This is a genomic window from uncultured Helicobacter sp. (genome assembly GCF_937906905.1).
GTDB lineage: Bacteria > Campylobacterota > Campylobacteria > Campylobacterales > Helicobacteraceae > Helicobacter_B.
Map to the genome: position 1 here is coordinate 133,979 of NZ_CALERY010000022.1, position 11,994 is coordinate 145,972.

11 protein-coding genes are annotated in these 11,994 nt (G+C 47.3%); 2 read left to right on the forward strand and 9 right to left on the reverse strand.

Annotated elements, in window-relative coordinates:
• Positions 1-24 precede the first annotated feature (24 nt).
• Positions 25-1,236, forward strand: a complete 1,212-nt coding sequence (locus Q0171_RS05820; RefSeq protein ID WP_299327702.1) for a M48 family metallopeptidase — start codon at positions 25-27, stop codon at positions 1,234-1,236.
• Positions 1,215-2,219, forward strand: coding sequence for a HemK/PrmC family methyltransferase (locus Q0171_RS05825; RefSeq protein ID WP_299327704.1), 1,005 nt, complete (start codon positions 1,215-1,217; stop codon positions 2,217-2,219). Before Q0171_RS05820 ends, Q0171_RS05825 begins: the two co-directional genes overlap by 22 nt.
• Positions 2,220-2,271: 52 nt before the next feature.
• On the opposite strand, the gene Q0171_RS05830 is transcribed toward Q0171_RS05825, so the two are convergent.
• The 9 genes from Q0171_RS05830 to trxA form a co-directional block, all read right to left on the reverse strand.
• Positions 2,272-2,736 (reverse strand): peroxiredoxin, encoded by a 465-nt coding sequence (locus Q0171_RS05830; RefSeq protein ID WP_299327706.1) that lies wholly within the window; start codon positions 2,734-2,736, stop codon positions 2,272-2,274.
• Positions 2,737-2,795: 59 nt separating this feature from the next.
• Positions 2,796-3,344 (reverse strand): hypothetical protein, encoded by a 549-nt coding sequence (locus Q0171_RS05835; RefSeq protein WP_299327708.1) that lies wholly within the window; start codon positions 3,342-3,344, stop codon positions 2,796-2,798.
• Positions 3,345-3,409: 65 nt separating this feature from the next.
• Positions 3,410-4,645 (reverse strand): lipid-A-disaccharide synthase, encoded by a 1,236-nt coding sequence (gene lpxB / locus Q0171_RS05840; RefSeq protein WP_299327710.1) that lies wholly within the window; start codon positions 4,643-4,645, stop codon positions 3,410-3,412.
• A 571-nt stretch (positions 4,646-5,216) separates the two neighbouring features.
• Positions 5,217-6,287, reverse strand: a complete 1,071-nt coding sequence (locus Q0171_RS05845; protein ID WP_299327712.1) for a metallophosphoesterase — start codon at positions 6,285-6,287, stop codon at positions 5,217-5,219.
• Positions 6,288-7,844: an ankyrin repeat domain-containing protein gene (locus tag Q0171_RS05850; RefSeq protein WP_299327714.1), complete on the reverse strand. Its 1,557-nt coding sequence runs from the start codon at positions 7,842-7,844 to the stop codon at positions 6,288-6,290. It lies immediately after the preceding gene.
• Between the two features lie 22 nt (positions 7,845-7,866).
• Positions 7,867-9,786: an AAA domain-containing protein gene (locus tag Q0171_RS05855; protein ID WP_299327716.1), complete on the reverse strand. Its 1,920-nt coding sequence runs from the start codon at positions 9,784-9,786 to the stop codon at positions 7,867-7,869.
• A 20-nt stretch (positions 9,787-9,806) separates the two neighbouring features.
• On the reverse strand, positions 9,807-10,574 hold the full coding sequence (dapB, locus tag Q0171_RS05860) for a 4-hydroxy-tetrahydrodipicolinate reductase (RefSeq protein ID WP_299327718.1): 768 nt from the start codon (positions 10,572-10,574) through the stop codon (positions 9,807-9,809).
• A gap of 8 nt (positions 10,575-10,582) precedes the next feature.
• Positions 10,583-11,521, reverse strand: a complete 939-nt coding sequence (gene trxB, locus Q0171_RS05865) for a thioredoxin-disulfide reductase (RefSeq protein WP_299327720.1) — start codon at positions 11,519-11,521, stop codon at positions 10,583-10,585.
• A 71-nt stretch (positions 11,522-11,592) separates the two neighbouring features.
• A complete protein-coding gene (trxA, locus tag Q0171_RS05870) occupies positions 11,593-11,910 on the reverse strand; it encodes a thioredoxin (protein ID WP_299327722.1) in 318 nt (105 codons plus the stop codon).
• Positions 11,911-11,994 lie beyond the last annotated feature (84 nt).

The window sequence follows — 11,994 nt, forward strand, 5'->3', positions numbered from 1 at the left end:
ACACACCACCCAAGGACTCCGCTGATGATATTTTGCATTTGCTTTCTAGTGCTGCTAACTATCCCAAATATCCTCATTGATCTCTTGCAGATAAATCATGTCAAAAAATTCTCTCAAAAACCAGCCGTTATCCTACCTAGAAATGATTATGCTCTCTCTGCGAGCTACTCGCTGGCAAGTCTTAGATTCTCAATTTTCTCGCATATCTTTGAAGCAGGAATCTTTATCTGCTGGGTATGGTTTGGACTCTCTATGTGGCAGGCATTTCTCGCAGAAGAAGCAGCACTTGGGTTTATTCTCTTTGTGCTGGGGTTTTTGTTTATCACTTCCTTGCTCCAGCTTCCGCTCAATGCCTACAAGCAGCTCGTGCTAGATAAGCGCTATGGATTTTCTAACACGACTTGGAGCATATTTCTTACTGATACGCTAAAGAGCTATGCTCTTATGGGGATTTTTGGCTTTATTGTGCTGTGGATTTTGCTTATGGTTATGGACTATACCTACTGGTGGGCACTTGGCTTTGGGATTGTTTTTGGGTTTGTAGTGCTGATGAATGTTCTATACCCCACACTTATCGCGCCAATTTTTAACACATTTACCCCACTTAGCGACGAAGCATTATCTAGTAAAATCGCCGAGCTCATGGGCAAAGCAGGCTTCAAAGCAAGCGGCGTGTTTGTCATGGACGCTAGTCGCAGAGATGGGCGACTGAATGCATATTTTGGCGGGCTTGGAAGCACCAAGCGCGTAGTGCTCTTTGACACACTGCTGGAGAAAGTGAGTTCAGAAGGCTTGCTTGCTATTCTCGCCCATGAGTTAGGGCATTTTAAGCACAAAGATGTGCTCTTTAATCTCTTTCTCTCCGCCTGCGTGCTGTTCGCGCTCTTTTTTATCGCTGGCAATCTCCCCAGCATACTATTTAGCGCGCTAGGCTTGGAGAACAACCACGCCACCAGCCTAACCATCTTGCTACTCATCGCGCCAATCGTGTCGTTTTGGGTCATGCCACTTATAGGGTATTTTAGTCGCAAAGCAGAATACCGCGCTGACTCTTATAGCGTCTCGCTTACCAATGCTCGCGTGCTCAAAGAAGCACTCATACGCCTAGTCAATGAGAACAAAACATTCCCCTACTCACACCCTGCCTATATTTTCTTTCACTACACACACCCACCGCTTTTAGAGCGACTTTGCGCACTTGATAAAACCCCACAATGCAAATCAAACAAGCCCTAACACACGCAATCCATACGCTAAAATCTGCAGAATCTAGCGACTCCGCTGCATTTTTAGATTCTGCAAGCCTTTTGGATTCTGGGGGTGCTTTAGATTCTAGGGACGCAGGTGCCTACTCGCCAGACATTTACCCCCTAGCCTCTCACCCCACGCAAGCCGCGCCAGAATCTACACGCACGCGCTTTAGACTTGAAGCAGAGATTCTGCTAGGCTTTGTGCTAGGGCATGATCGAGTATGGCTGCATACGCATGATGATCACATACTAAACCACGATGAGCAAAGGCAGTTTTTCACGCTTATCGACAAGCGTGCGCAATCCTACCCTATCGAGTATCTCACCAAGCGTGTGAGCTTTTTGGACATGGAGCTTTTTATTGATTTTGGTGCGCTTATCCCACGCCCAGAGAGCGAAATTCTAGTCGAGCGAGCATGCAGCCTACTAGAGTCCATCATCTCCGCAAACACGCATACCCCACACACAAGGCAAAATCCCCACATCATCGAAGTAGGAGTAGGCTCTGGGGCACTTAGTATCGCAATCGCACGCGCCCTACCCCAAGTGCAAATCACTGCCACAGATATCAGTGAAAGCGCACTTGCTATCGCGCAAAAAAACATCAAACATTTTGGGCTAGCAGATCGTATCACGCTGGTGCAAACCTCGCTATTTGAGGGCGTGGATACTGCTGGAGTCTCGCTTGTGCTTTCCAATCCGCCCTACATCGCGCGCGCCTATCCTATCGGCAAATCACTGCGTTACGAGCCTGCTTGTGCGCTATTTGGTGGGGATCGGGGTGATGAGATTCTAGCCGAGATTATCCGCGCTTGCGCACGAGAATCTATCCCTACACTCGCATGTGAAATGGGCTACGACCAGCGTATCTCCATGCAGCAGCTCTTAGAATCCAGCGGATATAAAGCGGAGTTCTACACAGATTTGGCGGGATTTGATCGCGGCTTCACTGCCCATAAAAAGCTTTAAGACCTTTTGATTTTGCCTAGATTGAGCGCTAGAATCTAAGGCAATCTCGCTCCTAGAGCAAGTCCAGCACAGCTTGGGCATGCCCCTTGGCTTTGACATTATAAAAGGCATGCTTAATCACGCCATTTTGGATAATAAATGTTGAGCGAATAATCCCCATGAGCTTTTTGCCATACATCATTTTCTCGCCATACGCGCCATACGCACTCGCAGTTGTTTTATCTGGGTCGCTTAACAGGATATGGACCAGGTTGTGTTTGCGTGCAAAATTTTGATGACATGTAGGGGAGTCCGGGCTCACACCGATGACCACAGCATTTTTGGCATAAAATTGCGTAAGCAGTGCGCTAAAGTCCTGCGCCTCTATCGTGCAGCCTGGTGTATTGTCCTTGGGATAAAAGTAGAGAATAATTGTTTTTTGCGCGAAATCTTTGAGCGAGATTTCAGCGCCATCTGCGTTTGGCAAGGCAAACTCTGGGGCTTTGTCATTTGGCTGAAGTTTTATCGTAGAGCTCATGAGATTCCTTTATGCAAAATTGCGCGATTGTAGCAGAGCTGCGCTTAAGACAACCAACCCTAGCCCAGGATATCCATCTCCTGCGCGCCGTGATAGAGTGCAACATAGCGGGTGATGAAGCTATCGCGCGCATTGAAATAAGGGTTTTTAGGAGTGGCGGGGCGTTTGGATAGATTTTGGGGGGTATTTGTAGGTGGATTCTCGTGATGAGATTTGGCAGGATCTTTGATCTGCTTTTGAGTAGATTCTGTGAATATGTAGAGCGCTTGGGCGGCAGCCATTTTCTCCACCTCGCTAAGCCCCTCGCTCGCGCGCAAAAATACTTGATACTCCCTATCGCTCATTTTCTCCAAAATCTCTAGCCCAAATGTCTCCCTTTGCGCTGAAGCAGAATCTATATGTGCTTGCGTGGTGGGGGATTCTTGGTGCTCTGGCTGGGGTTTATCAGGCTTTTTTGCAGGGGCTGTATCACTAGCCTTGGTCGAAGGGGCGTTATGCGAAGTTTGTGCGCCCATGCTACCAGAATCTAGCAGCGAAGCAAGAGAAGTCTTAGAAAGCCCATAGTCAATACGCACACCACGCTCCAAACGCCAAATATCAAAGCCCATGAAGCAAAAACCACTCCAACCAGCCCGCTTCTATATGCGCCACTACAATCTACAACGCATGGAGGCTACACAATAGCTTCCAGCAAGATTCTAGCGACATTGCGCGCGCTGCCGTGCTGCAAGTAGGCGCGTAGCTTGTAGGCACTATCAATAAAGTCTTGTGCGTGTGCTTGGTGGTAGGCGCGCAAGAGATTTTCCACGCTCATAGACCCTTGGACTAGCTCTTGGTGGATTGTGGAGCTGCCGCAGCCGGGCTTCTCCCCACACAAGGCATTGTAGAAAATATTTGCCAGCCCAATATAGCGCAAATGCACAAAACAGCGCGCGATATAGTAGTCCAGCCACGCTGCCTTATAGCCTAGCGCAAAGGGCGTGCCAAGTAGCGCAGCCTCTAAAGTCGCCGTGCCAGAGCAGATGAAAGCAAAGTCTGCTTGCATAAGTGCGGACCTTGTCTCAAAGCATAGGGTAAATTCCTGCAATGCTCCCTTTGTGCTAGGATCGCTCTCATAGATAGCCTGCAAATGCGCCATATCGCTAGAATCCTGTGCGAAAGTGCTTGGGATCACAAGGAGCTTTTTGGCATTAGGCAGCTGCTTTGCCACGGCATAAAAGGTGGGGAAAATCCGCCTAATCTCCCCACGCCTAGAACCGGGCATAAAGACAATGCAAGGCGTGTGTGGTTGGGAGCTTGCAGGGGTGGCTTTGGCATTTGCCCTAGAATCTAGCAAGCTGGATTCTAGCTCATCTAGCAGCGGGTGTCCCACATACACAAGCTGCCCACTCTCTCTTGCCTGCTTACTATAATACTCCGCCTCAAAGGGCAAAATCCCAAGCAATTTATCGCAATATCGCTCTAAAATCTTTGCTCGCCAGCTTTTCCACGCAAAGAGCTGGGGCAGGATATAGTAGTAAATTGTTGCGCGTTTGTTTGTGGGCTGCATAGCCCTTATACGCTTGCTTAAGCGAATGTGGAATGATGAAGAATCCATAAGCATAATTACATCAGCTTCTAGCGCGATTGCAGCTAGCTCCCTTTGCGCGCGCCATAGAAATGGGATTTTTACAACCACATCGCTAAAGCCCATAATGGAAAAGTCTCTTGGGTGGTAGTGTGGAGCTAGCTTGATCGCGCCTCTATGAGAGAGCTCCGCAAACAAGCTAGGGTCAAAGACCCCCACAATCTCTAGCGTAGCTTTAGAATCTAGCGTAGATTCTAAAGCTAGTAGGGCAAGCAGCTCGCGCACAACTTCTTTAGCGTGGATATTCGCGCTAGGCTCTAGCGCGCTAAGAAAAAGTCTCATTACTGGCAATCCTTATTTGGCATAAGGAAGTATAACAGCTTTTATGCAAAGGATTCTACGCTTTGCGATGAGAAAGCACAATTGGTAAAAGGTAGATTCTAGGGCAGTGGGTAGATGTCAAAACTCATTGGCTTAGGCGTATTAAAGAGCAATTAGAATCTCATAAGATTTTTATAGATGATACGAGCTTGAATCTCTGCTCAATGGCACACGCAATGTTTCAGCCATCGTATTGGTAGGAAAAGCCTTGCTACTATGAGCATTTTATCATTATGAAGACTTTTTCACTTATGAGCTAAAAATCTTTATGGATTATCATAAAGTGGCGTGCTATCTTTGCTTACAAAATGATGAGTGGCTGGATTATGAAAGCTATTGACATATCCGCATTAAACACGAGCTAGAATCTAATGGGATTTCTGTGTGATAAGGAGTTTAAATCCTTGATAGATTTGACACACACAATAGTCCAAAAGCCCTTTTCTTAGTGTAAAATAAGCGATCTTGGTCGCCATGAGATTCATAATTTCATAGCGCAATAAACAATATGCACTTGCTTAGTTTATAAAAGCTAGTATGCAAGCGTGATAAATACCACTTCTGGCGGGTTAAAAACTCTTGGTAAGCGGTAATTGAAACTAAGACCTCGCGAGATGATGAGATACTGATCGCGAGGCGCGCGTAATGTGCCAGCAGCATCTCGGCGAGAATCTGGCATCTTGGATCTTGGCGTGTGAGAATCTAGCTGATACACCCCACCGCTAAAGCGCGGAAAAATCCCTTGGTTTGGCACATAGAGTCCATTTAGGAGATAAGGGATTCTCACCTGCCCGCCATGTGTGTGTCCGCTTAGGATAAGATCCACAGGGAGAGACTGGAAAAGCTCAATAAACTCTGGGCGGTGGGAGAGCAAAATACGAATCGGAGCAGAATCTACCCCCAAATCCAGATTAGATTCTAGCGGGCATGTGCCAAGATCAATCGCTGCACGCACAAGCTGCGCCCACTCCTGCTCCCATACCCCACCTTTCCATTTGCCCCTATCCCACTGATCTTGGCTTATGGCTAGATTCTCTGTATTTTTGATAGTGTTTAGGGGTTTGCGCTTACCTTGCTCATCATAAGCACTGAAATATGGATCATCTACGCCAAACACCACAAGCTCACGCCCATGAACCAAAAGCCGCTGGCAAGGTGCATGAAAATCCAGCACCGACACGCCAAACTCACGCAGCTTTTGCTTGATATATACAATCTCCCCGCTCCAAAATTCATGATTCCCGCTGACATAAAGCTTTGGTATATGTGGGAAGCGTGAATGAAGCGCAGCAAAAAACTCCCACGCACCCTGCATATCCTCATCATCATCGACCATATCTCCACTTAGCGCGATAAGATCAGGTGGCGTGGCTTGTAGCGTGGCTAGAATCTGCTCCTGGTAGATTCTACCAGAGTGCAAATCGCTAAGCAGGGCAATTGTAATAGGTGATTGAGTAGTGTGGATAGGAGCAGAAGTAAGGGCTATTTGCGATGAGTGTGAGAGCTGCAGAACATAGTGGCGCGTAGTGAGCGGCGCATAGAGTGCGACACACAGCAGGCAAAATCCCCCACCAGCCAGCAAAAACCACAGCATAGATTTCATTTATTCAGGCTGCTCCACAGATATTTGTGTTTGATTTGTGGGGCTAGTGGATTGCGTGGCAGTAGATTCTGGGGGCTGCTTGGGGCTAGTAGAATCTACTGCTTGAAAAGTAGAATCCAATAGCGCATAGATTTGTGTCTGCAATGGGCTATGATATGAAGCCACCCACGCTTTGATCCCCTGACCTTGCGCGTTTGTAATCTCTCTGTCTGCCCCATGCTTAAGCAGTAGCTCTACGATTGTAAGATAAGAGGTTAGATGAGCATTGCTAGATTCTGCGGATTTAGATTCTAGGCTGCCTTTGGCAAGCAGAGATTCTAGTGCGGCGATGAGCGGGGAGCAGTGCCATGGGCTTTGTTTAAGCAAGCAGGACTTCTCGCCATTGCTTTTAGCACCTTTGTCTAGCAAAACCCCCACCGCATCGACATAGCCATTTTTCGCTGCGGTATAGAGGGCATTATCCAGCTGCACACCAGAATCCAATATCAACGCAAACAGCTCACGCGCAAGCTGTTTATCATCGCGATCTGGAAAGCTCTCAAGCACGGTAGCAAGCATGTCATACTCGTGATTTGGAAACTTAGCTCCAGCATTAAGTAAATAGCGCGTGAGCTCCACATCGCCTGAAGCGATAGCGATGATAAGCGGGCTTGGACTAGATTCTGGGCTAAGGCTCGCGCCAGAATCTACAAGCAGCTTGACAATGTCGCTACGCCTTAGCGCACACGCGATTGTGAGCGCATAGCTTGGGTGCGCAGAGGTAATGTAAAAAGCATTTGGATTTGCCCCGTGCTGCAGCAATGCAGCGATAAGCTTGGCACTTGGATCTGGCACTAGGAGGGCGCGCAAGAGCAGGTCGCCTGGTAGATCCTGCGGGCTATTTTGTAGATCATCTTGGTGGGCTTGGCTAGTATCTTGCCCAGAATCTTGGCTGGCATAATTACTAGATTCTACACTAGATTTACCTTGAGTGGAGTCTAGGGCTTTGGGCTGGGCTGCCACGCTTACGCCTTTTTCATCAAGCAGCAGCACCGCTGTATTCACAAAACCTAGCGCGATTGCGGATTCTAAGGCTTGCTGGTAGGATTTCTGGGAAAGCTGCTTTAGCAGCATGCGTTTAGCGCGAAATGCCTTGCCTATCTCACTCTGGGGCGTGAAAGTGGAGTTAAGAATATTTTGCGAGAGAGCTTGGAGCGTAGGATCATCTGCGCGCAAAGCATTTTGATAAGACGCACTAAGGCTAGCAATAATCTGCTTAATGAGTGTTTGGAGATAGATTTGGTAGTCTTTCTCATCAAGGATTATAACATCACGCTTATGCAGCACGCCTGTGAGATCATCATCAATGCTCACGCGCACCCAGTTTGAATTAGCTTCATCAGTGCCCCCCGCGGTTATTGTAAGCAGAAAGTCGCTTTTATAGAGCTTTTGAATGATTTTGCCATTGGCAGAGTCTTTGAGGTTGATGAACTCCGCCTTGCTCACTAGGCTCGCCCCCTGGTGTGCATTGGCTAGGGCAAAAATTGGCACAAAAAGTAGAAGTAAAATATATCTCATGATCTCCTCATTTTACACAATGTCATATAGGGATAATGTCGATGCGTTGTGGCATTGTGGCACGATTTTGATCGACACTTGTGGCAGGGCTATCAAGCGCTGACGCAGGATAAGGAATGGCATGGCGCAAAATCTCTGTGAGAAACTGCTCTGGTCGATTTATCCAATACGCATAATCGCATACAAGAATCAAGCACTTTTTGATTCTGCTAATTGCCACATTGAGCGCATAAGCAGCGTTAAGATTCCTAGAATCTGTGAGATGATAATGCAGCATAACAGGCGAAAACACCACACACTCAAACTCCTGCCCCTGCGAGCCGTGAATCGTCCATGTGTGTTTGTAGGGGATTTTATACTCATACAGAAGCTTGCGCTGGCGGACAAACGGCGTGATGATCGCGCTTGAGGTGGGATCGAGTGTAGGGAAAAGCTTGGCAATCACTTGTGCCTCGGCATGACTCATTTTATCCTGTGTGCTTTGATTTTGCAGGGTTTGTGAGCTTGACTTGCAGTCGATAAAATACAGCTGTGTTGGCTCATTTTTCCCACAAAGACCATTATGATAGATATGGTGATCTAGGATTTTTGCTAGATTATCCCCATATCTATGTGTCTGGCGCAAAATCGCTAAACTGGTATGGGTAAATTGCAGCGGCGTGGTCTGGGGCTTATGAAAAATTGGCGCACTTGGGTGAAAATTCGACTGCGTAAGAAAATCCTCCATAAAAAGCGCAGAGAGATTGAAGAGATTTGCCACACTTTGTTCTCCTTGCATGCACGATTGGGACATTTCGCAGATTGGCATAAGCTGCTTATGATCACCAAGCAGCGTGATAGGCGCACTCTGGGTGGCGAGTGCTAGGGCTTTGCTAAGAGGCGTGAAAGCACACTCATCAAGAAAAAAATGTGCAAACTCCATGCCAAGACCCTTATAACGCCTGATGAAACCATCCATTGTCATGCCAACCACGAGCGAATCTTTAAGCCGGGGTTTTAAGGTCGTGCCACCAAAAAGACTTTGGGGCTGCTTTTGCTGCAGAATCTGGGGGTCGCACACCTCAACAAATCGCTCCAAAAAATTTGTGCTAGGCGTGCCAAGCCGCAAGATTTTAGCGCGATCCAAGCCCAGCGTATCAAATTTAACAATAAGTGCTTTTAGCACTTGCTCGAGCGCGGAGTTTGTAGGTGCGAGCACGCACACCTGCTTATCACGATAAATATAATGTAACAATGCTTCAAACAATACCGCTTGCGTTTTCCCACTACCTGGCGCGCCCCAGACATAGCTAAATGGACTTGTAAGAATGGTGCGCAGAGCTCGGGCTTGCTCCTCATGCAGATAAGGCGCGATTGTTAGATTCTGGTAGGCGCTTAAAGTGGAGCCTGCGGAGTTGAAGTCTAGACTAGATACTACGCCCGGCTTAGACGCAGAATCTAGCGCAAAAATAGGCGCATTTGTAGGCAGGCTTGGCTCATTTGATTGCTCGAAAAACTGCTCGAGATTACGGATAAGAAATTTCAAATCGCTAAAAATCTTGATTTGCGCTGGATTCTTGCTAATCTTTCTAAATAGCGTCAAATCGGCACATTCAATAGCAAGGACTTGGGTTTTCTCATCATAAAATAGCACCTGGAATCCACTCTCATCGCCAAGAAAATAAAGCGTGGAATCTATTTTGATTTGCAGCGAATCGGTGCTTAGCATTTTAGCGCGCACGCGAAGCTTTATCACAGGCTCGCTACATTGGATTTGCACAATCCCTATCTCCTCACAGCCCAGATTATGCGCCAAGAGATAGTCATAATACACCTTACAAGCTTGTATCAACGCAGCCTTAGGGCTTGTGCGATGAATCTCTTGGCTTATGGAGTCCGGGCTGACCGAAGACATCTGCAAGAGAGTTTTGGGAGAAATTTCACTAGACATGAAGCTTGGCATAGAAGCGCTGCAAATGGAGACTAAGCAAACATCTCATCAATAGAATAGATTCTAGGTGCTTTGCCTGCAAGCCAAATCGCACACTCAATCGCACCTTTGGCAAATGTCAAGCGATTGGTGGCATTGTGCGTGAGCTCTAAATACTCGCCATCAAGATAGAATCCCACGCAATGCCGTCCAGCCACATCGCCGCCGCGCAGTGAGACTATACTAAGCTCGCCAGGCTTCCGTGCGCCTTGTTTGATTCTATCGGTTACCAAAATCTTCTCCAATGGCTCTTCGCGTCCTTTGGCGCAAGATTCTGCGAGACTTAGCGCAGTGCCACTTGGAGCGTCCTTTTTATAGCGGTGGTGGATCTCACTTATCTCAATATCGGCATTAGGGAGCTTGGCAGCGACTTGCTCGACCACCTGGCGCAAAATCGCCACTCCAAGCGACATATTCGATGCATAGAGCACTGCAGCACGCTTGGCATAAGACTCCATGAGAGCGAACTCTTCCTTGCTAAGCCCTGTGGTGCCTATTACGCAAGGAATAGAGGCAGAGGCGGATTCTAGCGCATGCAAGAGAGAGTTTGTGGCTTCTTTTGTGCTAAAGTCGATAAGCACATCACAGCTGCGCAGCAGCTCTGCGAAATCATTTGTTACAAAGCTCCCCTCTGGCAGACTAAAATCCAGCTGCTTACGCACAAATACCGCGCCAAGCTCAACCCCACTATAAGAGCCAATCTCTTGAATAATAAGCTTGCCTACGCGCCCACTTCCACCAAAGATTCCAATCCTTATCATGCAAAATCCTAATGCACAGAATCCAAATACGCGATTGCCTGCAATGCAGCAGTAGCTCCATCACTCGCAGCGCAGACGACTTGCTTTGGCGCATTGATACGAATATCACCCGCAGCAAAGAGTCCTGGAATATTTGTCCTCATCGAGAGATCAACAACAACAGAGCCATACTCATCGCACGCACAGAGCATAGAGCCATCATCTTGGGCTAAGACTTGAGTATTGACATCATAACCTACAAACACAAAAACACCTGGCGCGACAACTTCACGCGTCTGCTTACTCTGGGTATGCTCGATAACAATGCTTGTTACACCTGTATTGTCGCCTTTAATTTCTAAGGGTATGTAGGGAGTTAGGAATTCGATTTTAGGATTAGCTTTGGCATGCTCGATTGTTACAGGTGCAGCACGAAAGCCATCTCGCCTATGCACAAGATAAACTTTAGCACACATTTTGGTGAGATAGATTGCCTCTTCCAATGCAGTATCACCGCCACCGATAACAACAACTTCTTTGTCTTTATAGAAAAATCCATCACAGGTAGCACAGGTGCTAACACCACGCCCCCAGAATGTATCCTCTCCAGTTACACCTATACGCTTGGGACGACCACCCGTGGCTAGGATCACAGATCTTGCTTCTGTCGTTTTGCCATCTTCGTGGTGTATCACAAAGTGTGAACCACTTTTGGTGATTTGCTTAACCGCAAGCATTTCGTGCTTTAGCCCGAAGCGAAAACACTGCTCCTGCCATGGCTCCATGAAATCCAGCCCGCTTTTTATCTCGCTCACCCCAGGGTAGTTCTCTATCTCACTACTCCCAGTGATCTGCCCACCTGGCATACCTTTCTCGAACAAAACAACATCTTTAATCCCACCACGCGTAGCATACAATCCAGCTGAAAGCCCCGCAGGACCACCACCAATAATCGCTAAATTTATCATAAAATCTCCTAGTCCCCCACCAGGGGGAAACTCAAACACCTGAAATGCTGATAGAATCTTTATATAGAAGCCTATAGAAGTGCGTTGATTTTGTCTGCTAAAACAGCCTTGCTTGTCGCACCCACAATTTGATCGACAATCTCGCCATTTTTCATGAACAAAATCGTAGGAATGCTGCGGATTCCAAACTTTGCAGAAAGCTCTTGCTCCTGGTCAGTATTGACTTTGCAAATAGCCGCTCTGCCCTCAAACTCCCCAGCAAGCTCATCAATCACAGGGGAGAGCATGCGGCAAGGACCACACCAAGTCGCCCAGAAATCCACAAGCGCTACGCCATTTTTTGTTACCTCATCAAAATTGTCCTTTGTTAGCTCAATGTATTGTCCCATGTTTTCTCCTTATTATTGGGTAGGCGGAGATTATACAACAAGTAGTGTAATGTTTTGGAAAATCTCGCAGGTATTTTTGATAAT

Coding starts and splice junctions, on each gene's coding strand:
- dapB (WP_299327718.1), bottom strand. CDS start 10,574: ATGATAAGGATTGGAATCTTTGGTGGAAGTGGGCGCGTAGGCAAGCTT.
- trxB (WP_299327720.1), bottom strand. CDS start 11,521: ATGATAAATTTAGCGATTATTGGTGGTGGTCCTGCGGGGCTTTCAGCT.
- Q0171_RS05825 (WP_299327704.1), top strand. CDS start 1,215: ATGCAAATCAAACAAGCCCTAACACACGCAATCCATACGCTAAAATCT.
- Q0171_RS05850 (WP_299327714.1), bottom strand. CDS start 7,844: ATGAGATATATTTTACTTCTACTTTTTGTGCCAATTTTTGCCCTAGCC.
- Q0171_RS05830 (WP_299327706.1), bottom strand. CDS start 2,736: ATGAGCTCTACGATAAAACTTCAGCCAAATGACAAAGCCCCAGAGTTT.
- Q0171_RS05820 (WP_299327702.1), top strand. CDS start 25: ATGATATTTTGCATTTGCTTTCTAGTGCTGCTAACTATCCCAAATATC.
- Q0171_RS05835 (WP_299327708.1), bottom strand. CDS start 3,344: ATGGGCTTTGATATTTGGCGTTTGGAGCGTGGTGTGCGTATTGACTAT.
- Q0171_RS05845 (WP_299327712.1), bottom strand. CDS start 6,287: ATGAAATCTATGCTGTGGTTTTTGCTGGCTGGTGGGGGATTTTGCCTG.
- lpxB (WP_299327710.1), bottom strand. CDS start 4,645: ATGAGACTTTTTCTTAGCGCGCTAGAGCCTAGCGCGAATATCCACGCT.
- trxA (WP_299327722.1), bottom strand. CDS start 11,910: ATGGGACAATACATTGAGCTAACAAAGGACAATTTTGATGAGGTAACA.
- Q0171_RS05855 (WP_299327716.1), bottom strand. CDS start 9,786: ATGCCAAGCTTCATGTCTAGTGAAATTTCTCCCAAAACTCTCTTGCAG.